The organism is Streptococcus sp. DTU_2020_1001019_1_SI_AUS_MUR_006, assembly GCF_032340315.1.
GTDB lineage: Bacteria > Bacillota > Bacilli > Lactobacillales > Streptococcaceae > Streptococcus.
In genome coordinates, this window is record NZ_CP135436.1 from 22,507 (window position 1) to 46,380 (window position 23,874).

Here is a 23,874-nt window from a genome sequence, read left to right on the forward strand (position 1 = left end):
CTAATCAAGAACGCGAGTACCACCTGCAACTTCAGCGATATAGAAGCTTGGTGCATAGCCAACGATTTCTTCATAGTGTTTGCCAACAGCTTCTTTAAAGTTCTCAACCGTATCTTTTTGAACCAAGGCAATGGCGCAACCACCAAAACCTGCTCCTGTCATACGAGCACCAAGAACACCTTCTTGAGCCCAAGCTGTATGAACCAGGGTATCCAATTCCAAGCCAGTTACTTCATAGTCATGTTCAAGAGACACATGAGATGCATTCATCAAACGACCAAACTTGTCCAAATCTCCCGCTTGAAGAGCCGCTTGTGCTTTAAGGGTACGTTGATTTTCAAGAACGGCATGGCGAGCACGTTTCAAACGATTTTCGTCTTTGATCAGGTAGCTGTATTCATCAAAAGCCCATTCATCCAATTCGCCTAAAGTCTGGATATCCAAGGCCACTTGAAGTTCTTCCACTGCTTTTTCACACTCAGCACGGCGTTCATTATATTTAGAATCTGCTAGTTCACGGCGTTTGTTAGTGTTCATGATAACAACGACATTGTCCTTCAAATCAAGGGGAACCAAGTCGTATTCTAGAGTATTAGTATCTAGGTATATAGCACGTTGGTCTGCCCCCATACCGATAGCAAATTGGTCCATGATACCAGAGTTAACACCGATAAAATTATTCTCTGTCAATTTTCCGATTTTTACTAAATCTAAACGATCCAATTTTAGGTCAAAGAGGTATTCTGCCACGACACCAGTCAAAAGCTCCAAAGAAGCTGAAGATGACAAACCAGCACCATTTGGGATATTCCCAAAGACATAGAAATCAAAACCTTTGTCAATCACATGCCCAGCTTCTTGCAAGAAATGAAGGACACCTTTTGGATAGTTGGTCCAGTTGTGCTCTTTCTCAAACTTAAGGTCAGCCAGAGGAACTTCGATAATGCCTTTGTCCTCAAAGTTTGCGGAGTAGAAACGCAACACTTGGTCATCACGCTTGCGTGCTGCTCCATAAGTTCCTAGTGAAATAGCAGCTGGGAAAACATGGCCACCATTATAGTCAGTATGTTCCCCAATCAAGTTGATACGGCCTGGTGAAAAGAAGGTTTGATCTGCTTCTTGACCAAAAACAGCAAGAAAGTCCTTGCGAAGTGCATCAGCAGTAAGATGTTGTGTCATATGAATTCTCCTTTGACAATTGTTAGGTAAAAAAACTTAACCTGTAATCGTTTTCTTCTATTGTACCCAAGGGTTTTGCTTTGGTCAACATTTTTACCTATATTTTACTAAACTATAGGTAAAAAGCAACAAAAATATGCTATAATAACCTAAAAAGGAGGGGAATTATGGCTACACTCAAAGATATCGCTCAGCTAGCCTCTGTCTCGATCGCAACTGTATCCCGCGTTCTCAATCGCGATCAGAGCCTATCTGTTACAGAAGAAACTCGACATCGTATCTTAACCGTCGCAGAAGAACTAGGATATACAAAACATCTCAAAACAGGCGAAAGTCATAAACTCAAACAAAAAATTGCTATCATCCAGTGGGTGAGCGAACAAGGTGAATTAGAGGATCTCTACTACTACCAGATCCGTCTCGGAATTGAAAAAAGAGCTCAAGAGTTAGACTATGACATTTTGCGCTATTTTAACGACCAACCTTTCACGCTTAGCGAGGAAGTGATTGGTATCCTCTGTATTGGTAAATTTAGTCGTGCACAGATTGCTTCATTCGAGGAATATCAAAAGCCTCTAGTTTTCCTTGACAGTGATACGATTGCCCTTGGTCATACCTGTGTCATTACGGATTTCTATAATGCGGTTAGACAGGTGGTTGATTACTTTACAGATCATGGGCTTAAAAAGGTTGGTATCCTATCCGGTCTTGAAACTACTACTGACCATGAAGAAGTTATCTCAGATAAACGCTTAGATTACTTTAAATCCTATACACAAGAAAAAGGAATTTATAACGAGAAATTCATTTTCCAAGGAGAGTTTACTGCCCAATCTGGCTACGACTTAATGAAACATGCAATTCAAAGCTTGGGGAAACAACTTCCATCTGCCTTTTTTGCTGCAAGTGATAGTCTGGCAATCGGTGCCCTTCGGGCACTCCAAGAAGCTAGTATCCACCTGCCAGAGCGAGTGAGTTTAATTTCCTTTAATGACACTAGCTTGACCAAACAAGTTTTCCCACCCCTTTCAAGTATCACTGTTTATACAGAGGAAATGGGACGCACAGGCATGGATATCCTTAATAGAGAAGTGCTCCACGGACGCAAAATTCCAAGCCTCACTATGCTGGGAACCAAGCTGACTTTAAGAGAAAGCACCTTGCATTAAGCACAACAACTGAACATAAAAAAAACCTAATAGAGATTGAACTGCACCCCAAAAGTTAGACATAAAAATCTAACTTTTGGGGTATTTTTATTATGAAATTAACTTATGATGATAAAGTTCAAATCTATGAACTTAGAAAACAAGGATATAGCTTAGAGAAGCTTTCAAATAAATTTGGGATAAACAATTCTAATATTAGGTACATGATTAAATTGATTGATCGTTACGGAATAGAATTCGTCAAAAAAGGAAAAAATCGTTACTATTCTCCTGATTTAAAACAAGAAATGATTAATAAAGTCTTACATGAAGGCTGGACTAAAGATAGAGTTTCACTTGAATACGGCCTCCCAAGTCGTACGATACTTCTTAATTGGCTAGCACAATACAAGAAAAACGGGTATACTATTGTTGAGAAAACAAGAGGGAGAATACCTAAAATGGGACATAAGCTAAAAACGAGACCTGAAGAGAGGACAGAATTAGAACGTCTTCAAGCAGAAAATGAGTACCTGAGAGCGGAGAATGCCATCCTAAAAAAGTTGAGAGAACTCCGATTGAAGGAGGAAAAAGAGAAAGAAGAAAGACAGAAATTGTTCAAGAATTAATGACTGAGTTTTCGTTAGATATTCTTCTAAAAGCCATTAAACTAGCTCGTTCGACCTACTACTATCACTTGAAACAGCTAGACAAACCAGATAAGGACCAAGAGCTTAAAGCTGAAATTCAATCCATTTTTATCGAACATAAGGGAAATTATGGTTATCGTCGGATTCATTTAGAACTAAGAAATCGTGGTTATCTGGTAAATCATAAAAGAGTTCAACGCTTGATGAAAGTACTCAATTTACAAGCTAAAATGCGACAGAAACGAAAATATTCTTCTCATAAAGGAGACGTTGGTAAGAAAGCAGATAACCTTATTCAACGCCAATTTGAAGCAGCCAAACCAATGGAAAAGTGCTATACGGATGTGACTGAGTTTGCCATTCCAAATAGCACGCAGAAATTGTATTTATCGCCTGTTTTAGATGGCTTTAATAGCGAAATTATTGCTTTTAATCTTTCTTGTTCGCCTAATTTAGAACAAGTACAAACAATGTTGGAACAGGCATTCACAGAGAAGCACTACGAGAATACGATTCTCCATAGCGATCAAGGTTGGCAATACCAACACGATTCTTATCATCGGTTCCTAGAGAGTAAGGGAATTCGAGCATCTATGTCACGTAAGGGCAACAGCCCAGACAACGGCATGATGGAATCTTTCTTTGGCATTCTTAAGACTGAAATGTTTTATGGTTATGAGAATACGTTTCAGTCACTTGAGCACTTGGAACAAGCTATTGTAGACTATATTGATTACTACAACAACAAACGAATTAAGGTAAAACTAAAAGGACTTAGTCCTGTACAATACAGAACTAAATCCTTTGCTTAAATTAATTGTCTAACTTTTTGGGATCAGTACAAATTCTCAAATCTCTATTAGGTTTTTCTTTTTATACTCAATGAAAATCAAAGAGCAAACTAGGAAGCTAGCCGCAGGTTGCTCAAAGCACTGCTTTGAGGTTGTAGATAAGACTGACGAAGTCAGCTCAAAACACTGTTTTGAGGTTGCAGATAGAGCTGACGTGGTTTGAAGAGATTTTCGAAGAGTATTAATCCATCACAATCATAGACTTAATGGTCTTACGTTCATCCATAGCCTTATATGCTTTGTCAATATCTTTCAGTTTATAGCTTGAAGTAAAGACACGGCCTGGATTGATCTCACCATCAAGGACAGCTTTAAGCAAGAATTGCTTATCGTATGTTGTCGCAGAAGCTGCTCCACCTGCAACAGAGATATTTTGCATAAAGGTTGAACCAAGAGCACGATTCTTATAATGTGGAACTCCTACAAATCCCATGCGACCGCCATTATGAAGGACACCCAGTGCTTGCTCAACAGCCGCTTCAGTACCGACGCACTCAAGAGCGGCGTCTGCTCCACCACCGAGAATTTCTCGCACCTTGGCAATGCCTTCTTCTCCTCGTTCAGCTACAACAGCTGTCGCTCCTGATTCCAAGGCCATTTTTTGACGATCTTCGTGACGACTCATGAGGATAATTTGTGAAGCGCCACGCATTTTAGCTGCGATGACAGCACATTGCCCAACAGCCCCATCGCCAATAACGACAACTTTATCCCCTGGTTTCACATCTGCCACACGCGCTGCATGATAGCCTGTCGGCATGACATCAGCTAGAGTCAAGAGAGATTTAAGCATCCCTTCTGTGTAGTCAGACGGTTGTCCAGGGATTTTAACAAGTGCCCAATTGGCATAGTGGAAGCGGAGGTATTCAGCTTGGAAATTCCCTCCTAGGTTATTTCCGATATGATTGTCACAAGAACCATCAAATCCTGCACGACAGGCATCACACTCCCCACAACCATGAGTAAATGGTACAATCACAAAATCACCGGGCTTGACCGTTGTAATGGCTTCTCCAGTTTCTTCAACGATTCCAATCGCTTCGTGTCCACTATTTTTATGACCCGCTTTGATATCTGGATTACGATAGCTCCAAAGGTCTGAACCACAAACGCAAGCACGAACTACACGGATAATAACATCATCTGATTCTTGAATACTTGGACGCTTGACTTCTTCAATACCAATCTGACCTGCCTTAGTATAAACTGCTGATTTCATAAAATTTCCTCTCTGTATCTAACTACCTTTAGTATACACTTTTTAGCAAACTTTCGCTCATTTATACTACGTCTCATTAATGATGATGATGTTCATGACTTTTATCTACTTCCAACTCTTCGACCTTTCGCTTATGGGCTTGGTGAGTTTCTAGGTCTGCATCAACCTCAATGGTGATATTTTGGAAACCACAATCTTTGAGTAGGGTTCGAATCGATTCCTTGCAAAGCTCCATCTGTTCAATTTCTTTTAGACAAACATGGACAATAGCATTTTTCTCCAAACCATCCATGGTCCAGAGATTGAGCTGATTGATACTAGCTATGTGGTCCAGTTGCTCCAAATCACTCTTTACTTGATGGATATCCACTCCTTCTGGCACAGCATCCAAGAAAATCTTGAGAGTAGACCAAAAACGTGGAATAGCCTTTAACAGAATGAAGAAGGAAATGACAAGAGATAAGAGCGGATCCAGAATATACCAGTCGGTAAATCGCAGAACAATGGCCATTAGGATGACGGCCACCCAACCCAAAGTATCTTCCAGAAAATGAAGACTCAGAATAGACTCATTCTTGGTTTTTCCTTTACGAACTACTAGACTTGCCAGCACATTAATGCTAACAGCAATGATTCCTAACCATAAGATTCCCTCATCGTTGACCGGTTGTGGATTAAAGAGTTTCGTTATATTTTCTAAAATAACGAGAACAGACCCTGTTATTAGAATCACAGCCGTTACCATGGCCCCCAAGAGGCTAAAGCGCTTATAGCCCAAGGTATAGTGGCTGTCTTCTTCACGATTAGAGACTGTTTCTAGAAAGGCTGATACCCCAATTGCGATTGCATCTCCCAAGTCATGAACGGAGTCAGCAAGCACAGCACTAGAACCAAAAATCCCTCCTGCGATAAACTCAATAATGGCATAACTCAAATTTAAGAAAAAAGCTAACCAAACAGCACCTTTCGTTGACATTTTCCCATCCTCCTTTGGTATAATTGTAGTATAATTATTTCCTTTACTAGTATTATCTCTTACTCCGAAAAGAAAGGATAGGGGCAAACTGTTTACTTTGTAAGTTAATGAACAGTTTGTTCAAAGTGTCCATATGACTGCTCAAGATCGTCGCATTACCAAGACTCGAAAAGCTATTTATACTGCTTTTTTACAATTACTAAATCAAAAAAATTTTGAATCCATCACTGTTCAGGAGATTATTGACCTAGCAGATGTCGGTCGTTCCACCTTCTACAGTCACTATGAGAGCAAGGAATTACTCCTAGACGAGCTCTGCCGTTATCTCTTTCATCATCTTTTTGAACGTGAGGAAAATATAACTACAAATGCTTACTTGACACATATCTTTTCACATTTTAAGAAAAATCAGGACCACGTCACCAGTCTTCTTTTCTCTAAAAACGACTACTTCCTCCGTCAATTGCAGAAAGAATTGGAACACCATGTTTATCCTATGGTCGCAGAGGACTTGCAAGTTTCCTATCCTAATATTCCTGCTTCTTATCTCAAACACTATGTTGTAACTAACTTTATCGAAACATTGACCTGGTGGCTGAAAAAGGGGAAATCTTACACGGAGGATCAAGTAGTGAGATTTTACTTAGACGTCATGGGGATGAAGTAGCAAACACAACTATAGATTTCATATCCACTCAAAAGAAAAATACCTGTCAACATTCTATCATTCAAATATTCCATTCACCATGAATATTTTGCCTCTACTTTCTATTTAGTAATCTGATCAAATTATGATTTTTTAAGCAAGTACATTAACTAAAAAAATTCTAAGACAAGGAGCCTTAGAATTTTTTTATCGTAACCAACTTTCGTCTAACTGGCCTTTACTTTTGCTAAAAGCTTTCCCATGTTCATCAATAACAGCATGAATCTCTTGGCATTGTTTGAGAGTGAGTCCTTCCAATACATTACAATAAACAGCATGCATTTCATTATAGGTATCAAAATTTCCAAATCCTAATCGTCGAAAAAGTCTTCTAGCATATTCGTCCGAAATAAAAACTGAACGATCAAAAAGATATAGTAAAAGTGCATCTGCAGTCTCTGGTCCAATCCCTTTTAACTCCAAAAGTTGCTTCCGTAAATCTTCTGTTCCAATCCTAGCAAGAACCTCAAAACCACCATTTTCTCTTAGCCAGATTAGAAGTCCCCTAATCGTTTGAGACTTTTGCTTAAAAAATCCAGCAGGTCGAATACGTTCCTGTAAATCTTCTAGTGATAACCCTAGGATACCCTCTACTGTCATGACATCCATAAGACCAGCTAAAGCCAACTTAGCATTTTTCTCAGATGTTCGCTGGATAAGAATAGTCGATACCAGATCTTCAAGCTTGTTATCCGATTGCCACCAATTTTGTTCTCCATAGTGCTTACAGAGTCGCAAAAGAGTCTCTTGTATTTCTTCTTGCCTCATCATTTCTTCAATAATCCCTGTTCCACCAAGAAATCATGTGCAACAGTATAAGCATCCTTACCATCAATACCAACCTGATAGTTCATCTGACTCATCTGGCTCTCGGTGATTTTACCAGCTAGTTTATTAAGAATAGCTTCCAACTCAGGATGTTTTTCGAGTAATTTAGCATTCATGAGTGGAGCGCCCTGGTATGGAGGGAAGAGTTGTTTATCATCCTCCAAAACCACTAAATCATAGCGAGCAATTTCAGCATCTGTTGAGTAAGCATCTGTAATTTGAATGTCACCTGACTGGATGGCTTGGTAGCGAAGAGCTGGCTCCATGGTTGCCACATTGAGATTCAATCCATAAACAGACTGCAAACCCTTGTTTCCATCCTCACGGTCATTAAACTCTAGAGTGAATCCCGCCTTGAGCTGTCCTTCTACTTTTTTCAAGTCTGAAATCGTCTTAAGCCCATATTCTTGCGCAATTTTTTTAGGAACTGCTATAGCATAAGTATTTTGATAAGCCATGGGTTTAAGAAAGGCTAGCTGATCCTGTTTGGCAATGCCATCACGAGCCACCTCGTAAACCTTTTCTGGGTCATGTCCAACTTCTGGAGATGGTTGGAGGAGACTCTCTGTCACTGTTCCAGAAAATTCTGGATAGATATCAATATCCCCTTTTTTCAGCGCTTGATAAAGGAAATCTGTCTTCCCAAAGTTAGGCTTGACCGTCACCGTCATATCAGTATTTTCCTCGATGAGAAGTTTATACATATTCATGAGAATCTCAGGTTCAGGTCCCAACTTCCCAGCTATAACCAGATTTTCTTTCTCATTATGTGGAATAATGCTTGGAACATAACTAACTCCCAAACCAAGGACCATGACCGCAAAGGTCGAAACAATCGTACGCAACTTTGCCTTTTCCAACCATTTGAGAATGACATTAAAGAGAATGGCCAAGATGGCTGATGAGATTGCTCCGATTAAAATGAGACTAGCATTCCGACGATCAATTCCCAAAAGGATAAAGGAGCCCAATCCACCAGCTCCCACAAGAGCTGCTAGAGTCGCTGTCCCAATAATCATAACGGTCGCTGTTCGAACCCCCGATACAATGACAGGCATGGCAAGTGGAATTTCAAACTTCTTGAGTCGCTCCCACTTGGTCATCCCAAAAGCAATCCCGGCCTCCTCAAGACTAGGATCAATGCCATTCAGGGCTGTGATTGTATTTTCTAAAATCGGGAAAATAGCGTAAATGACAAGGGCTGTGAGTGCTGGTAAGGTTCCAATCCCCATGAAAGGAATAAAGAGCCCCAACAAGGCCATTGAAGGAATGGTCTGGAAGATACCTGCAACTTGTAGCACCCAGGTCGCTGCTTTTTTATGAGCATTTAGGTAAACCGCAAGTGGGATGGTCAGAAAAATAGCGACCAATAAGGTCAAAAGAGATAATTGTAAGTGTTGTCCCAGAGCTGTTACCCATTCACTAAATCGATCATGAAAGGTTGAAATCAAATTAGACATGAAGGCTACCTCCAAACAAGTTTGCTACAAAGTCTGTCGCAGGCGCTTGTAAAATTGTTTCAGGTTCTGCGACCTGGCGAATCTCCCCATCCTGTAAAACAGCAATTCGATCGCCTAATTTTAAGGCCTCGTCCGTATCATGAGTAACGAAGATGGTAGTCATACCGAACTCCTTGTGCAAATCTTTGGTAAGAGCCTGCAACTGCTTGCGGGAGATAGCATCCAAAGCTGAAAAAGGTTCGTCCATCAATAGAATCTTTGGTTCCCCAATGATGGCCCGCACAATCCCAATCCGCTGTTGCTCCCCACCAGATAACTCACTAGGTATGCGCTTTGCATACTCTGCAGCAGGCAGACCCACCTTGTCCAAGAGTTCTTCTGTTTTAGAGGCAATTTGTTCCTTGCTCCAACCCTTCATCTCAGGAATCAATGCTATATTTTCAGCAACTGTTAAATTTGGAAATAGGGCAATAGCTTGAAGGACATAGCCGGTACTGAGACGTAACTCCCGTTCGTCATAGTCTTTGATGCGTTTCCCATCCATATAGATATTACCATCCGTTGGCTCCAAGAGACGGTTAATCATCTTGATCATGGTGGTCTTACCAGATCCTGAAGGACCCACTAGCACCATGAATTCTCCATTTTCAATGCGGAGATTGACATCTTTTAAAATATTTTTATCCGTGTAGCGCAAGGCCACATGTTTGTATTCAATCATGTTTTTCCTCAATAAGTTTTCTATCTCTAAGAATATCCAATAGGCTACTTGCCGGATGCCCTAGAACTTTTTCGATATCTGTTGAAACCCCAGCTTGTTCCCCAACTTTGATAGCTGTATAAGTGCTGACCCAGGCATCGTACTCCCAAGTTTGTGCTGGCCATTTTTTCCGTGACTCATAAGCTTCTTCTACTGTTTCATCCACATACGCGATGGTCTTACCGGTCTCTTTTGAGAGAAGCGCTACGATTTCTTCCATGGAAAGATCCTCTGGCCCTGTTAAATTCAAGGTTTGATTTTCCCAGTCCTTAGGATTTAAAAGAATCTCTGCTACAACCCTAGATGTGTCCTTACGGGCAACAGCTGACACAAGACCACTGCCGGCCGGACCACGAATCTCTCCATTTTCAAGTGCAATATCAATCAAGAAATCCAAATAAAAATTATCTCTCAAAAAAGTGTAGGTGAACCCTAACTCCTTGATATAGGCTTCCGTCTGGGCATGATCTCGAGACAAGGTAAAAGTTGCTTTCTCATCTGCCCCATAAAAGGAGGTATAAACGATATGTTGCACCCCTGCTAGTTTTGCAGCATCTAAAAACTCCTTGTGCTCCTTGACACGCTCTGGATTTTCCCTAGCAGAAACCATCAACAAAGTATCGATCCCCTTCAAGGCTTCAACCACCTCTGGAGTATTGGTATAGGACAATCTACGGATTTCCGCAGACGCATAAACTTTTGCACGCTCTGGGCTTCTTGCTAGATGGACTGAAGCGATTCCTTTCTTATCAACAAGATCAGCCACATAGGAGCCTAATTTCCCTGTTACACCTGTAATTCCGATCATAACTGTTACTTCCTTTCCCTAGATGTCATTTTCTTTAGCTTTTAGATTTGAGATAATACGCTCTTGATAAGCTTCAAATTCTTGGATTTCTTGATCCGAAAAGCCTTGGTAGAAAATTTCACCCAATTCTTTGCTAACACGGTCTCCAATTTCTTTTTGCGCCCAACCGAGGTCTGTCAAAGAGATATATTTTTTCCTTTTATCTTGTGTGCAAGGTTCAATCGTGACCAAGCCTTGTTCTTCCAATTTCTTAACCATACTGGTCAATGTATTATTGGCTAGACCCGTCACAAGAGCGATATCGGTCGCTGTAGCGCACCCTAACTCTTGCTTCCACAAAATCGTTAAAATTTTTCCCTGTTCACTTCTGTATTGAGCATCTGGTTCATTGCTCAAGAGTTTTTGAAAGATACGCCCGTTTAACAATCGAATCTGTAGAGCTTGGTAACCTCCTAACATCTTGTCCATTTTGTCTCCTTTTTTATTCTATATCGAACTTTTTAATTATTGTAACACCCTAAATTACATCTGTCAACTATTTCGATATGGAAATAATAAAAAACTTCCTACCAAAAAGTAGAAAGTCAGCATTTTTATAAAATTAAACATGCATCACATATGAAGCATTCCTCTTAAAGAAATTACTATGTACCAGATAAGGATCATACTTAGAATTTTGACTATAAACCAAACATAAAGGAATGATAAAAATTTTTATAAAATATAGTAAACAAAAGAATAAGAAAAGACTAAAACTAAGATTCCTTAATTCAAAAAAATAAAGACAAAAGAAAATTAAAGCATTTAATAGAATATTAAATCCCCTAGCAAAACTAGCTGATAAGATATTCGTCTTGATCTGAGGATTAAAAAGTTTGACAAGAAACAAGGCTAATAAAGAGATATTATAGATACAAATTGGCTTGTAATCATGACGATAGAGGACTAAAAACAAGAACAAAGAATGCTATAGTGGATTGAACTTAGAGTAGTACAATATAGATTCTAAAACATTTTTAGCAGTCTTGGTGTACTGTTCTAGATTCATTCTACTATAATTTCCGTATAAAAGTAGACAAATGTCTACTAGAAATGTTTAGTTTTGGCAAACGACTGGGAATGATGATGCTATAGATTCCTTATCTCAAATACTGCCGTATGAATCCACTCGTTATGCATTTGAAAGTCATTCTCTATGATTCTACTAAAGGTGAAACCATTTTTTAAAAGCACTCTCTGAGAAGCCTGATTGTCCCTTGCCGTTCCTGCAATGATTTTATGTAAACCATAAGTAGTAAAGGCCTTTTCTAAAACGAGTTTAACTGCTTCGCTTGCATATCCTAAATTGGTAACATTTTCTCCAATCCTATATCCAAGTTCTGCTGTTTTTCTATCCTTCCCTAAAACACTTAAATTGATTCTTCCGACCATAGTACCTTGTGCATCTCTAATAAGATGCATGTAGACATCATGATTCTCTTGTTCCCTTAACAATTCCCTTGTAAGTTCTTTAAAAGCTTCTGAGTCAAAATAGTGGGCTGGTCTAGGAGGTAAACTTCGCTCAAAATACTCCCGATTTTCTTTTTCAAAAGAATAAACATCTATACTATTTTCTTCAGACATCAGCTCTAGACTTATCATTGTAAACCATTTCCTATCATTCTCTAGATTCAAATTTACTTATATTTACACAAAGTGACATTTATAGACTTTAAAGAGATATTTTTATTTTTTTCATATCGTATCTACATTATAACACAACATACTATGAAGAAAAATAATATCCATCAAGGTCCTCATAAATTCCAACATCTTGCTAAACAGGCTGGAACGCCTCTGAAAGTTGTTTTTGAACCCTACTTGCTTCATCTTCATAAAATAATCATGACTTACAAATAAAGAAGAAAACCATCTCAAATTTGATGAGATGGTTAATCATTTAGTCTACTTTATAAAAAACTTGTTCTGATCTGGTTGGAGCAGCTTGACCAGCAATCAGCCTATTTTGAGTTAAATCAGTATCTAACCCAGGCATAATAAGTCCAGCAGGATAAATACTCATTCCATAGCCTGAGATACCATCTCTAATGCTAAATTCAATCGTTCCATGGCTACCCATGCTCTTTTTTTCAATGTTTCTACTGTTTACTAGTCCATTTTTATCGAATGTAAATTCTTGCCCAAGTCCATTTCTCCAAGTTCCAACTAGAGTCGAGAAATCTCCATTTAGAATGGCTTGCTCATCTATTTTTTGTGATTCAGCATTCGTTTGCTCTTCTTGTGTCGAGATTTTTTCCTCAGTAGTCGTAACACTATCTTGAGTAGTCGTTGTACTAGTGGTTGTTGTACTAGTGGTAGAAACCTGTTCTGTTGTAGCATTTACTGCTTCTACATCTTGCTTTTTATGATTAAAGAAGAACATAAAACTTATCAGTACTATAGCAATTAAGCAACTTAACAGAATCAAAATCCAATTGATGCCTTTTCCTATTTTCATTTATAACTCCTTTATATTATTCGTATTTAATTATATCATACTAAACTGATACTAGGAAGAAATTGTATAAAACAAAGACTAGTGGTGTGAATTTTGCTAAAAACCATCAAAAAATACCCCTTGGCATGAACCACGAAGTGTTTCGAAACGTTGATAGTATCGTGTTGATGAACCTTTTGAGGCAACTGACTTCGTCAGGTTGCAGCCACATTTGTAAGCGACTAAAGTCGCTAGAGCTATCCTAATTGCGCACCGCCAGTTCTCATAGAAAAAAACACCTTGCAAGATGCAAAGTGTTTTCGTTTGTATTCTGCTACCCATCAACGAATTAACGTTTAGAGAACTGGCTAGCTTTACAAGCTTTTTTCAATCCTAGTTTGAAAAGTTTGGCTTTTAGGACAGCTCAAAAGCGCTTGATAGGAAACGTCCGAAGAGTTTCTGCCGATTTTTATTTCAAGAAAATAGTGCAATTTCTTAACGCAAAACTTTCAATCCTATCCTCTTCCTTCTTATCCTAACAAAGTTTGTAATATTGGAATAACAACGATAAATAGAACCGTACTTAGAGTCACCACATTCGTAGAGAATTCCACATCTCCTTTTCCCTGATTAGCAAGGATCGGAAGAACAGCTAAAGCTGGTGTAGCGGACTGAATCATAAAGGTCTTAAATTCTACTGTCGCCATATTTGGTGCAAAGAACTTCAATACAAGAAGCATGATTAGAGGAGCTAGGATAAAGCGTCCAACTAAAGTGACAATTGTATCTTTATCAAAAGTAATAGTTTTCAAACCTGCCTTTGCAAGAACGATACCAATATAAATCAGAGATAGGGGAGTGACGATATTTCCAACATAGGTTAAGGTATTCGTTGCGAAATCTGGAATAGAGATTCGGAGAATCAAAAATAGCAGAGCCACAAGAAAACCTACAAGCGGGGCTGGTAGTAATTTCTTCCAATCAAATTTAGTTTCCTTCTTGCTTTGACCCGATTTACTATCGCTCGTCATCAAATACACGCCCAATGTCCAAGTGGAAATCGTGTTGGTGATATAGTAAATTAAGAAATAAGGAAGAGCCTGATCCCCAAAAAGAGCAACGTTTAAAGGTAAACCAATAAAAATAGTGTTGGCATTCACAAAGGTATTAATCATGGTTCCTCGCCGTCCTGGACGAACCTTGAAAACCATAACTACAATATAAGCTACGATATAGCCCAAGATAAAGGCCACAAATGTATAAAGGAGACCTCCAGAAAGACTGATTAGTTTATCTAGTGTTAGGTATTTCATTACTGACACAAAGATTGACGCTGGCAAAGCTACATTCATGATCAAACGAGATAGGTTAGGTCCAAAGGCATCTCCAAACCATCCCTTCACCTGAAGAATATACCCCAAAACAATGATAGCGATAATCGGAATGATACTCGTAATCGAGGTTAAAAAGAGTGACATAGGTATCCTTTCTAAATTACTTAAGTCCACAGCCCATACAAATCTGTCGCTAGCGAAGGATAGACAGCAGCAGTGAATTATTTATACTCTGGATACCACTTCAAATCACGAACTGCTTTGGCCATATCTGTTTCCTTAGCACGCGCAAGACCTTGCTCTTGTGCTTTTTTAGCGACTGCTTCTGCTACTTTAATAGAAACATCTGCTACATACTTAAATGGTGGCAAGACAGGAGCTCCTGGTTGGCCTGGATTAACAATACCACTCAATGAATGAGCTGCTGCTCCAATCATTTCATCAGTCAAAAGACTTGCTTCAGAAGCCAGCATACCTAGACCAAGACCTGGGTAAATCAAGGCATTATTGGCTTGACCAATCACATAGTCGACACCTTTATAAGAAACTGTATCAGCAGGAATTCCTGTTGCGACAAAAGCTTTGCCATCTGACCATTCAATCAAATCTTTGGCACTAGCTTCTGCTAGTTTGGTTGGATTTGACAAAGGGAAGATCATCGGACGTTCTGTATTTTCACACATAGCTTCTACTATTTCTTTAGTGAAGGTATTAGGTTGAGTTGAAGTTCCTACAAGAATGGTTGGCTTCACAGTCTTCACTACTTCAAGCAGGTCAGTCAACTTGTCTGCGTTACTAAAGTCGGCACGTTTCTTAGCAAACGGTTTTTGTTCAGGGGTCAGGTCATCCATGTCATCAAAGAGAAGACCTTGTTTATCAACCATAAAGAAATGTTTATAGGCTTCTTCTTCAGAAAGACCTTCACTCACCATTTCACGAAGAACACGAGCGGCAATTCCTGCGCCCGCAGTACCACCACCATAGCAGAGATAAACTTGATCTGTTAATTTTTCACCACTAATATCCAGTGAACCAAAGATACCACCTAGGGTAACGATTCCTGTACCTTGAATATCATCATTAAAAGTTGGAATTTGTTTTCGGTATTTTTCAAGAATATTGGCAGCATTCGAGCGACCGAAGTCTTCCCAGTGAAGGTAGAGTTTAGGAAAGAGACGTTCTGCTGTTTGAACAAATTGGTCAATGAAGTCGTAGTAACGATCTCCGCGAACCCGTTCGTGACGATTTCCTAAGTAATTAGGATTGTTACGAAGTTCTTCGCGGTTAGTCCCTGCATCAATAACTAAAGGAAGAACCATAGAAGGATCGATTCCAGCAGCACCCGTGTAGACCATCAATTTCCCAACAGAAATATCGACACCATTTGTTCCCCAGTCACCGATTCCAAGGATTCCTTCTGCATCTGTTACAACAATGAGACGAATCTCGCGATCCCCAGCGGCATTTTTCAAAGTAGCTTCAATATTTTCAGGATGATTGATATCAAGATATCCCGCATATTGGGGGTCTACAAAGAGGTCACTATAGCCTTCAATGGTATCTGCAATGGTTGGATCATATACAATTGGATTGAATTCTTCCAAATGTTGAGAAAAGAGGTAATAGAAAAGAGTCCGGTTGGTGTTAAAAATTTCCATTAGGAAAAGACGCTTTTCTAAATCATTGGCTTTTGTTTGCATTTGTGCATAAGTTTGCGCCGCTTGTTCTTCAATCGATTGAACATACGGTGGCAGTAAACCAATAAGACCTAGTTCCTTTCGCTCCTCTAAGGTAAAGGCAGTCCCTTTATTGAGGAAAGGGTTGTTTAAAATATCATGTGCAGTCATAGTGCAACCTCCTTTTTACTTCTATTATACCACTTAAAATGAATTGTTTATAAAACTTTATTGTTTAAAAAATACTATTGTGTACGCATATGTTATAATGAGTCTACGAAGACAATTTTCTAATAAGCTCTTTTATAGTTAAAACACCATTATTAATGACACTTTAAGCTGTTATATTTTATAAAGTTCTGAACTCATAAAACTCTCGATGATCACTCTTTACTAAAAGTTTCGAGTAAAAGAAACTAATCATACAAATTGGCAATCCGAATTAAAATAAATATTATGTAAGTTTGTTATACAATACTTTGTATTTTTTAAGATGTTTTTTTGTCATGCAAAACTTGTATTCTATTTATATGACGAATAAAAACTATTTACAACAATATATTTCCCAAAAAGTGAAATATTTTCGAACACAGAAAAAAATGAGCCAGGAAGAACTTTCGGAACAAGCGGGGCTCGGGCTTAAGTATATCAATCAACTTGAAAACCAAAATGTGAATCTGACCATTCACAGTCTTGAAAAAGTGATTGTCGCCCTAAAGATGACCCCAGAGGAATTTTTCAATTTTGATAGCCTTGAATCAACCTCTGATAAGACCGACAATCTTTCACTCAAAAGAATCAACATGAAGGTTAAACAACTCCCTATTGATAAACGAGAAAAGATGTTGGTCATTTTTGAAAGTATCTTAGATAACCTTTGATATCCCTGACTCACTTACATTTTAACCGGTGAATACTCGTATAGTCAAATTGTAGGATACGGATAAAATTTATTTATCTGGTGATTTCCACTTATTTTCCTTCTCCAACTAATGAAAGTGAGCCCCTATGAATTTAAAAGATCTACAATATTTTTATGACCTCTGCCAGCTTCAATCCTATACGGAAGTTGCAAAACAACACAAAGTCAGCCAACCATCTATTTCTTATGCCATCAAGCGCTTAGAAGAATCTTTTAATTGCAAATTGATTCACCACGATCCCTCGCATCGTTCCTTCAAACTCACTCCTCAAGGACAAATCCTTCTAAAGCATACAGAAAAGATCTTACCTGAGGTCATTTCTACTCGCAAAGAAATCAATCGTTCCTTGGCCCAATACTCTACTGTAGGATTCCCTCCTATTATCATTCAGTATCTCTTTGCTGCCTTAAGCGAAAAAGATCAATTCGATTTTTTAAAAAAGGTACGCCCGATCCGCGGTGGCTCCGTAGAATTATTAAATCTTCTCCTCAAAGGAGACCTTGATGCAAGTCTACTCGGCTTGATTGAACCACTCAATCATCCTTCAATAGAGACACATGAACTCTTTCATAAAGAACTGTATGTCGTTTTGTCTAAGAACCATCCTCTTGCTACCGCTCCTTCCCTCACTTTTGAAGATTTAGTAGATCAATCCTTTATACTTTTAGACGAACACTTTGTTCACTTGAAAGCTTTTGAACTGCTTAATCAAAAGTATCAAAACAAGGCAGAAATATTCTTTAAGAGTGACGACATTGTCATCATTAAAGAACTTTTAAAGAAAGGGATTGGCCTTAGTTTGCTGGCTGATATCGCACTTTCTGATGAAGATGATGATTTAATAAAAATTCCTCTAGTACCGGAGGACCAGATAACATTTACAGTTTATTACGCTTATCTCAAATCAGCTACACTGTCATCAGAAGTAGAAGCCTTATTTAATCTCATTAAATCATATGAATAGAAAAAACTCTAACTATCAACTACCTGATAGCTAGAGTTTTTTACATTATAGGTATTAGACTAAAGTACGAAGAAATAGGATATGATCGCCAAATTTTTCATTTACCTGATACCCTTCAAGGAGATTTCTAATTATAAATCCACAAGGTGTCAATAAAAAAAGAACACCCCGAAAGGTGCTCTTTGTAAGTACAGTCATTCTTTCGAAGAACGTTTACTAAATTGTGATGCTTTACGAGCTTTCTTAAGACCTGGTTGGGGCACCACTTATTTCATCTAATTTCAAAGTGCTTTAAAATCAACGCTTTCATAAGTTTTCAAAACATAAAATTTCAACTAATTTCAATCAATTTCATCAAAATAAGGTAAACTTTCATCAAAAATAAGCAAAAATCGAACCAGAATATCAAAAGTTTCCCTTATATAAAATTTTTACATATATACTAATTTGTTTCCATTCATTAGAAAAGAGAGCCACCGCTCTCTTTCTTTTTATCTATTATATTTTCGTTTTCCTGCTAAAGCAAATAGTCCAACACTTGCTCCAAGCAATGCTAAAAGTCCTGAATCCTTTGTTCCTGTATTTGGAAGTTGTTTCTTAGGTTCTGCTTTTGTATTTGTAGTTTGTGCAGGAGCTTGATATGTTTTATCGTCTTTAGTTCCCATCGTAGCAACATTTACTGGTTTGTTTTGAACCTTCGCATCCACAACATCAACTACTTTACCAGTTGCGTCAGTAACTTCCTTAGGTTGACCACCTGCTTTACGGATTGCGTCTGCTTTACGAGATAGCTCTTCCAAGCGACGTTTTTCTGCTTGTTCAGTTTCGTAACGGTCTTTGAGGTCTTTCAAGTTAGCATGGACACGAGCCTTAGCTTCTGCGATACCCTCAAGACAAGCCAACTCTTCCTTAGCAGTCTTCAACTCAGCACGGAGGACACCAAGTTTAGAGTTAATACCAGTAAGCTCTTTGTCTAAAGTCTTAAGGACTTCATCACGCTTAGTAAGAGCAAGTTCAAGAACTGTATGAGTGTCAGTAGCCTCTTTAGATGCTTCACGTTTACGAGCAAGGTCTTCACCTGCTGACTTACGAGCCAAGACTGCTACATCATGAGACTTAGTAAGGACTTCCAATTCACCTTTGGCAGTTGCAAGAGATTGGTCAGCAGTAGATTGTTCAGCTTTAGCAGTAGCAAGAACTGTTTTAGCTTCAGCAAGAGCCTTAGCTTTGTCAGTAGCGTTTGATTTAGCTAGAGCAAGGACTTCTTTGGCAGTTTGCAATGCTTTAGTGTTTTGTGCTAGTTTGTCTTTAGCATCAGCAAGAGCCTTTTCAAGAGATGGAACATCAACCTTATTACCCACTACGTTAGAGAGGTTAGTACGAGCAGTGGCAAGAGCTGTCTCAGCATTAGTGTAGGCAGTTTGGGCTGTCGCTACTGCTGATTTAGCTTCTTGAGAGGCTTTGAGGGCGTTGTCATAAGTTGATTGAGCCAAGTCTAGTTTTTCTTGCAATTTGGCAACTTTTTCAGCAGTGCTTGGGGCGATTACGACTTTGGTTTTGTCGAATTTGGCTCCATAAGAAGTTACGTTGTCGGATGTACCAAGATAATGAATTTTTGTATCTGTATTTTCATCGTAACTTGTAGAGATACCAAGATATTGGTGGTAAGACATAAATGGTTCGTCTGCCACGTGAGATACCCCTTGAGCATGCCCCCAATCAGCGTGAGTATCCCAGTAAAGCATAGCATATACGTCGTTGTAGATAGCTTTTTTGATTTCTGAAACGGTAGTAAGTTTGTGAGTATCGTTACCAATAAGCTCTGCTAGAAGAACACCGTACTCTTTACCTACTGATTTTAAAGTCTTAGTATCGTGATATTCGATACCTTTTGTAAGCTTAGCTACTTTATCTGCGATAGCCATAGCATCTTCGTTAACTGAAACCAAACCTGTACCAAATTGTTTACGAACTTGGTTAAACAAGTCAGCTGCAAACAATGACAAGTCTTTACGTGTTTCGTAGTCGAGATTATTAACATCAACTTTAGTGTTTTGGTCTTTCTTAGTAGAGTTAAATGGTAAGTCAAAACGGTAAATCTCACCATCTTTAGTTAGAGTTACTTTACCTGCCTTTTGCAACTCCTTAATACCTTGTTCTTTCAATTTTTGAGAAAGTGCTTCTGGTTTGCCAGTAGTTAGGTACTCTTTAAGGAGTGACATATACTCTTGGCTTAGAGTAATAGTGTTAACTGCAAAATCAGTGTTAGCAAGCTCTTCTTTGGCACGGTCAAGGTCGGCTTGGGCTGTAGTGACTACCTCATCTTTGTTAGATTGGTTAGCTTTAGCAGTTGCAAGGGCTGTAGTGGCTTGAGAGAGATTAGACTCAGCACTAGATACCCCAGTTTGAGCGTCTTTGATAGCTTGCTCTTTGTCAGATTGAGCTTTTTTACCATTATCAAGGTTAGTCTGAGCAGTCGCTACGGCTTGAGTGTCTTCAGCGACTTGGTTAGTAAGCGTAGCTACCTCCTTTTCAAGTGGAGCAACATCAGTAGTAGATGAAAGAGAATCTACTTTTTTCTGAGCGTCAGCTACCTTATTAGCAGTATCAGTGGCAGTTTTCTCAGCATTAGATACTACCTTAGTTTGGTCAGCAACCTTTTCAGCCGTAGCCGAAACAGACTTATCAGCGTCAGCTACAGTCTTCTCAGCTGTGGCAAGCTCATCTGCTCGCTTTTCAGCCTCGGCTTTTGCAGTTGCAACCTTCTCAGGTGTGACAGCCTTGGCTTCTTCTTTCTTTTGAGTAGTCTCAGCGATAGACTTTTCAGCATCAGCAATCTTAGTTTCAGTAGTTGAAACAACTTCTTTTTGCTTAGCTACATCCTGATTAGCCTTATCTGATTCAGCTTTAGCCTTATCAACATCAGCTTGACTAGGAACTTTAGGGACAACCTCGTCCTTAGCAACTAGCTTAGTTGCAGGCTCGTTAACGGCTACTTCAGTTTCGTTAGCTGATACGGCAGTAGATACCCCTAGAGCCGAGATTGCAAGCGTTGAAATAACTGCGCCAGTACGCAACTTTTTGATGGTCCCGTGACCTTTTTGTAATTCCATCTTATAAATCTCCTTTTAATAGTTCTATAGTCCTATTTTATCACATATTGTAGTGTTTTAAAACTATTTTATATAGCATTTCTCTTTTATAGTAGTTTTTTAAGACTATAAAATTGAGTATGATAGGATTTAAGGGGTACTGATATGACAAAAACAAATCTACAATCTTATCTAGGTAAGAGAATCCGATTACTGAGACTTCAAAAAAATTTGACTCAACAGCAACTAGAGGAGCTGGCGGACCTACCATTAAAATACACGTACAAACTAGAAAATCTTGAGCCTAATATAAAAATAAAAACATTACAAAAAATTATGGATGCACTTGATACAGATATAGAGACTTTTTTCGATATATCCGTAACCGAAAGCAATCCCTTAATAAATCAGCTAATATATAAAATTAAGGAACTAACACCTAGTAAACAAGAACGAGTTCTCAAGCTCATGATACAGCTTATTGACGAAATAGAAACATAAACCAAGTCACGAAAAATTGACTTGGTTTTATTTTATTCTCCTGTAAATAAAAATCGAATGTTCTTCGCTATGGTTAAAAATTTCTAAGACTCTGGCGTAAATTCTATCCCCCTACCGATAATGAATAATCAAAACAACCTAAAAAATAGGTATCCCAGCGAAGAGGTCTAACTACCTGAGCAAAATAAGAAGAGTCTGACGAAAATTTAGAACAACATCATACTATAATATATATACACTGGCGTAAATTTTTGACTACCTGTACTATAATATTTATACAATGGCGTATTTTTGAGATAATTTAATTTTTAATATTAAAATGACGTAACTGAAGGAACCCCCTCGCGATATAGTATTTGAAACTAAACGTTTGGGGTGATAAAAAATGTACTATATGAGTTAAATTGATGACATTTAATAACTTGTTATCATCAAAGATTAAAATCACTTGTCAGCATTCTAAAAAGTCTGACCACGCAAAGAGAAGGAGGCATTCATATGTCAAAATTAAAAGTAGGTAACTACGAAAGCGCAAGAGCATTTTTAGATGCTTTATCAACTTCTGTTGATGTCCCATCCGATATTAAAGTAGTTGATACAAACAATGGTATCATAAACGAAGGTCAAGAAAATCAACTTCACTGGGCATCTTTAACATGCGTAGATGTCGAACTCTATGAACAGTTCGCTAGTATTGCTCAAGAAGCTTACTGTCCAACTTTCAAAGTCAAGTTGAAAAACTATCAAAGTGAAAACTTAGATAGTTTGATTGATACCAACATAGTACTTAACAAGTATGACTTGTCATTTGTTCTTGACAAGTTGAAGCAACCAATCGGATTAGCTCTAGTCACTGAGCTTGCAGATATTTCATTAAAATAAATGATAAAAATAGTGAGTTATCATCTACATTGTGTAGATGATAACTACTCACTATATGACGAGGTAACATATATGTTGATAAAAATATCCTTTTCTCTTATTCTTGCATTATGTGTATGGCAAGTTCTTAATATTCTATACATTTTTCTAAAACGACAGTTTCTCATTGTGTCAGATGAGGTTGTTAAGAAAAATGAAAATTTATGGGAACAATGTCTCTTGTTGACAGGAAAGCAAGTTAAGATTATAACCACATTGATCCGAAATGTCACTCTTTGGTTGTTGAAGAAGAAAGCTGATGAACAATTACAAGCTCGAAAAGCTACTATCTTGCAAAACGTAGTCAATCATCTCAATCAAAACTTAGCTCATGATTTACAGTTAAAAACTATAAATCCTGCTACCACACGAGGTATAGATGTTTGGATCTATCTTGCAAACAAGCTAGATCCAACAACTGAAACTAAATTAGAAGACTACTTCTCAGGCATACTGTCAAAATATACAAATGAATTTGCTCTTGACTATATGCACGTAGAAATAAACGCTGGTGCTGGTTGGGTTGCTAAATTTGATATTAAAACAATCGAAGAGGCAACATACAATCGCATGGCAAGAGCTTCCGAAGTTGAGACTAAAGAAGATTTTGAGGAGATTGATTTATGGTAGTAGATACTAGACCTTTAATAACTCTTTCAGGTCAAAGAATAGGTTGGGAACGAGCTATTCCGCATTTCCTGGTGCTAGGACAAACAGGTAGCGGCAAAAGCGTTATCGCTCAAGCAATACTTGCTGACATTGCCCATAAAACAGCACATCTGCCAATTGAGAAAAGAGCGTTGTTAGTTGCTTGTGACCCCAAATCAGAGGATTGGTTATTTGCTGAAAATTCTCCTAACTGTTTCTTTGGAGATGATTCATATAAGGCGATTGAGTTAGTTTATAATGAACTTTTAAGTAGAAAATCTGATAAGAGTAAACCTAGAAATTCCCTCGTTTTATTTTGTGAAGAACTGACAAGTCTTGTAGAGACATTGCCTAGTAAGCAGAAAAAAGAAACCCAACATCATCTGAAAATTATCTTATTACAAGGTAGGTCTATTGGAATACGGCTACTTTGTGTGTCACAGGATCTGATGGCTGAAGTTCTTGGTAATAGCTCACTTAGAAATCAATTTGGAGCAGTTTTAGGATTGGGATCAATAGCAAGTCGTTCAGCCATTTCCGGTAGTATATTTGACATAGAAGCAGGGCAAAAACTAGCTACTCTACCCAAGCAACATGGCTGGTATCAAGTTTTTGATGGAAGTCCACCAATCAAGGTTAAAGTAGCTAATATCAGGGATATTGATAAAGTTCAGGAAGTATTGCTAGAAATGTTAAACAGATACCAACCTACAGAGCAAGTCAGATAGATTGGGCAGGCTGGGGCGACCCGAAG

The 23,874-nt window shown here is 38.4% G+C and carries 23 protein-coding genes; 10 read left to right on the top strand and 13 right to left on the bottom strand.

Going from position 1 to position 23,874, the window contains the following annotated elements:
* Positions 1 to 1,179, bottom strand: a complete 1,179-nt coding sequence (locus RRU92_RS00125; RefSeq protein ID WP_315639815.1) for a galactokinase — start codon at positions 1,177 to 1,179, stop codon at positions 1 to 3.
* A 167-nt stretch (positions 1,180 to 1,346) separates the two neighbouring features.
* On the opposite strand from RRU92_RS00125, the gene RRU92_RS00130 reads away from it, so the two are divergent.
* From RRU92_RS00130 to RRU92_RS00140, 3 genes are all read left to right on the top strand, one after another.
* On the top strand, positions 1,347 to 2,348 hold the full coding sequence (locus RRU92_RS00130; protein ID WP_315639817.1) for a LacI family DNA-binding transcriptional regulator: 1,002 nt from the start codon (positions 1,347 to 1,349) through the stop codon (positions 2,346 to 2,348).
* Positions 2,349 to 2,440: 92 nt separating this feature from the next.
* Positions 2,441 to 3,789 (top strand): IS3 family transposase gene (locus RRU92_RS00135; RefSeq protein ID WP_315639819.1). Its coding sequence is split into 2 segments (ribosomal slippage): positions 2,441 to 2,891 and positions 2,891 to 3,789, totalling 1,350 coding nucleotides; the frame shifts between segments, so codons are not numbered across the junction.
* Positions 3,790 to 3,859: 70 nt separating this feature from the next.
* Positions 3,860 to 3,991 (top strand): hypothetical protein, encoded by a 132-nt coding sequence (locus RRU92_RS00140; RefSeq protein WP_006149400.1) that lies wholly within the window; start codon positions 3,860 to 3,862, stop codon positions 3,989 to 3,991.
* Between the two features lie 18 nt (positions 3,992 to 4,009).
* Here the strand turns inward: RRU92_RS00140 and RRU92_RS00145 are convergent, their stop codons facing one another.
* Positions 4,010 to 5,047 (bottom strand): zinc-binding dehydrogenase, encoded by a 1,038-nt coding sequence (locus tag RRU92_RS00145; RefSeq protein ID WP_315639821.1) that lies wholly within the window; start codon positions 5,045 to 5,047, stop codon positions 4,010 to 4,012.
* Between the two features lie 76 nt (positions 5,048 to 5,123).
* On the bottom strand, positions 5,124 to 6,023 hold the full coding sequence (locus RRU92_RS00150; protein WP_315639822.1) for a cation diffusion facilitator family transporter: 900 nt from the start codon (positions 6,021 to 6,023) through the stop codon (positions 5,124 to 5,126).
* A gap of 133 nt (positions 6,024 to 6,156) precedes the next feature.
* Between RRU92_RS00150 and RRU92_RS00155 the strand changes: the two genes are divergently transcribed.
* Positions 6,157 to 6,690: a TetR/AcrR family transcriptional regulator gene (locus RRU92_RS00155; RefSeq protein WP_075231491.1), complete on the top strand. Its 534-nt coding sequence runs from the start codon at positions 6,157 to 6,159 to the stop codon at positions 6,688 to 6,690.
* Between the two features lie 186 nt (positions 6,691 to 6,876).
* On the opposite strand, the gene RRU92_RS00160 is transcribed toward RRU92_RS00155, so the two are convergent.
* The 9 genes from RRU92_RS00160 to RRU92_RS00200 all read right to left on the bottom strand — a co-directional run bounded on the left by RRU92_RS00160 (position 6,877) and on the right by RRU92_RS00200 (position 16,242).
* On the bottom strand, positions 6,877 to 7,500 hold the full coding sequence (locus tag RRU92_RS00160; RefSeq protein WP_075231492.1) for an endonuclease III domain-containing protein: 624 nt from the start codon (positions 7,498 to 7,500) through the stop codon (positions 6,877 to 6,879).
* Positions 7,497 to 9,017 (bottom strand): ABC transporter permease/substrate-binding protein, encoded by a 1,521-nt coding sequence (locus RRU92_RS00165; protein ID WP_315639827.1) that lies wholly within the window; start codon positions 9,015 to 9,017, stop codon positions 7,497 to 7,499. Before RRU92_RS00165 ends, RRU92_RS00160 begins: the two co-directional genes overlap by 4 nt.
* Entirely contained in the window at positions 9,010 to 9,738 is a 729-nt protein-coding gene (locus tag RRU92_RS00170) for an ABC transporter ATP-binding protein (protein WP_153225467.1), read from the bottom strand. Before RRU92_RS00170 ends, RRU92_RS00165 begins: the two co-directional genes overlap by 8 nt.
* Entirely contained in the window at positions 9,731 to 10,585 is an 855-nt protein-coding gene (locus tag RRU92_RS00175; RefSeq protein ID WP_153225466.1) for an SDR family oxidoreductase, read from the bottom strand. Before RRU92_RS00175 ends, RRU92_RS00170 begins: the two co-directional genes overlap by 8 nt.
* 18 nt (positions 10,586 to 10,603) lie before the next feature.
* Entirely contained in the window at positions 10,604 to 11,053 is a 450-nt protein-coding gene (locus tag RRU92_RS00180) for a MarR family winged helix-turn-helix transcriptional regulator (RefSeq protein WP_153225465.1), read from the bottom strand.
* Between the two features lie 660 nt (positions 11,054 to 11,713).
* Positions 11,714 to 12,226, bottom strand: a complete 513-nt coding sequence (locus RRU92_RS00185; protein WP_315639829.1) for a GNAT family N-acetyltransferase — start codon at positions 12,224 to 12,226, stop codon at positions 11,714 to 11,716.
* A gap of 298 nt (positions 12,227 to 12,524) precedes the next feature.
* Positions 12,525 to 13,082 carry a DUF6287 domain-containing protein gene (locus tag RRU92_RS00190; RefSeq protein ID WP_153225463.1) on the bottom strand — a complete coding sequence of 186 codons (558 nt, stop codon included), beginning with the start codon at positions 13,080 to 13,082 and terminating at the stop codon, positions 12,525 to 12,527.
* Positions 13,083 to 13,591: 509 nt separating this feature from the next.
* Positions 13,592 to 14,539 (bottom strand): AEC family transporter, encoded by a 948-nt coding sequence (locus RRU92_RS00195; protein ID WP_153225462.1) that lies wholly within the window; start codon positions 14,537 to 14,539, stop codon positions 13,592 to 13,594.
* A 77-nt stretch (positions 14,540 to 14,616) separates the two neighbouring features.
* The gene (locus RRU92_RS00200) at positions 14,617 to 16,242 is read right to left on the bottom strand and encodes a malolactic enzyme (RefSeq protein WP_315639831.1); all 1,626 of its coding nucleotides are present in this window, start codon (positions 16,240 to 16,242) and stop codon (positions 14,617 to 14,619) included.
* A gap of 359 nt (positions 16,243 to 16,601) precedes the next feature.
* On the opposite strand from RRU92_RS00200, the gene RRU92_RS00205 reads away from it, so the two are divergent.
* Positions 16,602 to 16,952: a helix-turn-helix transcriptional regulator gene (locus RRU92_RS00205; protein ID WP_311522560.1), complete on the top strand. Its 351-nt coding sequence runs from the start codon at positions 16,602 to 16,604 to the stop codon at positions 16,950 to 16,952.
* A gap of 127 nt (positions 16,953 to 17,079) precedes the next feature.
* Positions 17,080 to 17,958 (top strand): LysR family transcriptional regulator, encoded by an 879-nt coding sequence (locus tag RRU92_RS00210; protein ID WP_153225459.1) that lies wholly within the window; start codon positions 17,080 to 17,082, stop codon positions 17,956 to 17,958.
* 491 nt (positions 17,959 to 18,449) lie between these two features.
* On the opposite strand, the gene RRU92_RS00215 is transcribed toward RRU92_RS00210, so the two are convergent.
* On the bottom strand, positions 18,450 to 21,071 hold the full coding sequence (locus tag RRU92_RS00215; protein WP_315639836.1) for an SEC10/PgrA surface exclusion domain-containing protein: 2,622 nt from the start codon (positions 21,069 to 21,071) through the stop codon (positions 18,450 to 18,452).
* 144 nt (positions 21,072 to 21,215) lie between these two features.
* Here RRU92_RS00215 and RRU92_RS00220 point away from each other — a divergent pair, with 144 nt between their 5' ends.
* The 4 genes from RRU92_RS00220 to RRU92_RS00235 all read left to right on the top strand — a co-directional run bounded on the left by RRU92_RS00220 (position 21,216) and on the right by RRU92_RS00235 (position 23,848).
* On the top strand, positions 21,216 to 21,551 hold the full coding sequence (locus RRU92_RS00220) for a helix-turn-helix domain-containing protein (protein ID WP_000169361.1): 336 nt from the start codon (positions 21,216 to 21,218) through the stop codon (positions 21,549 to 21,551).
* Between the two features lie 498 nt (positions 21,552 to 22,049).
* Complete coding sequence (locus RRU92_RS00225; RefSeq protein ID WP_000040314.1) at positions 22,050 to 22,433, top strand: hypothetical protein; 384 nt, start codon at positions 22,050 to 22,052, stop codon at positions 22,431 to 22,433.
* A 72-nt stretch (positions 22,434 to 22,505) separates the two neighbouring features.
* Complete coding sequence (locus RRU92_RS00230) at positions 22,506 to 23,102, top strand: hypothetical protein (RefSeq protein ID WP_000905718.1); 597 nt, start codon at positions 22,506 to 22,508, stop codon at positions 23,100 to 23,102.
* On the top strand, positions 23,096 to 23,848 hold the full coding sequence (locus RRU92_RS00235; protein ID WP_004249590.1) for a type IV secretory system conjugative DNA transfer family protein: 753 nt from the start codon (positions 23,096 to 23,098) through the stop codon (positions 23,846 to 23,848). The genes RRU92_RS00230 and RRU92_RS00235 overlap by 7 nt, the downstream gene beginning before the upstream one ends.
* Positions 23,849 to 23,874: the final 26 nt, after the last annotated feature.

Coding starts and splice junctions, on each gene's coding strand:
- RRU92_RS00175 (WP_153225466.1), bottom strand. CDS start 10,585: ATGATCGGAATTACAGGTGTAACAGGGAAATTAGGCTCCTATGTGGCT.
- RRU92_RS00140 (WP_006149400.1), top strand. CDS start 3,860: ATGAAAATCAAAGAGCAAACTAGGAAGCTAGCCGCAGGTTGCTCAAAG.
- RRU92_RS00145 (WP_315639821.1), bottom strand. CDS start 5,047: ATGAAATCAGCAGTTTATACTAAGGCAGGTCAGATTGGTATTGAAGAA.
- RRU92_RS00235 (WP_004249590.1), top strand. CDS start 23,096: ATGGTAGTAGATACTAGACCTTTAATAACTCTTTCAGGTCAAAGAATA.
- RRU92_RS00150 (WP_315639822.1), bottom strand. CDS start 6,023: ATGTCAACGAAAGGTGCTGTTTGGTTAGCTTTTTTCTTAAATTTGAGT.
- RRU92_RS00185 (WP_315639829.1), bottom strand. CDS start 12,226: ATGATAAGTCTAGAGCTGATGTCTGAAGAAAATAGTATAGATGTTTAT.
- RRU92_RS00230 (WP_000905718.1), top strand. CDS start 22,506: ATGTTGATAAAAATATCCTTTTCTCTTATTCTTGCATTATGTGTATGG.
- RRU92_RS00195 (WP_153225462.1), bottom strand. CDS start 14,539: ATGTCACTCTTTTTAACCTCGATTACGAGTATCATTCCGATTATCGCT.
- RRU92_RS00180 (WP_153225465.1), bottom strand. CDS start 11,053: ATGGACAAGATGTTAGGAGGTTACCAAGCTCTACAGATTCGATTGTTA.
- RRU92_RS00205 (WP_311522560.1), top strand. CDS start 16,602: ATGACGAATAAAAACTATTTACAACAATATATTTCCCAAAAAGTGAAA.
- RRU92_RS00170 (WP_153225467.1), bottom strand. CDS start 9,738: ATGATTGAATACAAACATGTGGCCTTGCGCTACACGGATAAAAATATT.
- RRU92_RS00155 (WP_075231491.1), top strand. CDS start 6,157: ATGACTGCTCAAGATCGTCGCATTACCAAGACTCGAAAAGCTATTTAT.
- RRU92_RS00130 (WP_315639817.1), top strand. CDS start 1,347: ATGGCTACACTCAAAGATATCGCTCAGCTAGCCTCTGTCTCGATCGCA.
- RRU92_RS00190 (WP_153225463.1), bottom strand. CDS start 13,082: ATGAAAATAGGAAAAGGCATCAATTGGATTTTGATTCTGTTAAGTTGC.
- RRU92_RS00215 (WP_315639836.1), bottom strand. CDS start 21,071: ATGGAATTACAAAAAGGTCACGGGACCATCAAAAAGTTGCGTACTGGC.
- RRU92_RS00125 (WP_315639815.1), bottom strand. CDS start 1,179: ATGACACAACATCTTACTGCTGATGCACTTCGCAAGGACTTTCTTGCT.
- RRU92_RS00165 (WP_315639827.1), bottom strand. CDS start 9,017: ATGTCTAATTTGATTTCAACCTTTCATGATCGATTTAGTGAATGGGTA.
- RRU92_RS00210 (WP_153225459.1), top strand. CDS start 17,080: ATGAATTTAAAAGATCTACAATATTTTTATGACCTCTGCCAGCTTCAA.
- RRU92_RS00200 (WP_315639831.1), bottom strand. CDS start 16,242: ATGACTGCACATGATATTTTAAACAACCCTTTCCTCAATAAAGGGACT.
- RRU92_RS00160 (WP_075231492.1), bottom strand. CDS start 7,500: ATGATGAGGCAAGAAGAAATACAAGAGACTCTTTTGCGACTCTGTAAG.
- RRU92_RS00220 (WP_000169361.1), top strand. CDS start 21,216: ATGACAAAAACAAATCTACAATCTTATCTAGGTAAGAGAATCCGATTA.
- RRU92_RS00225 (WP_000040314.1), top strand. CDS start 22,050: ATGTCAAAATTAAAAGTAGGTAACTACGAAAGCGCAAGAGCATTTTTA.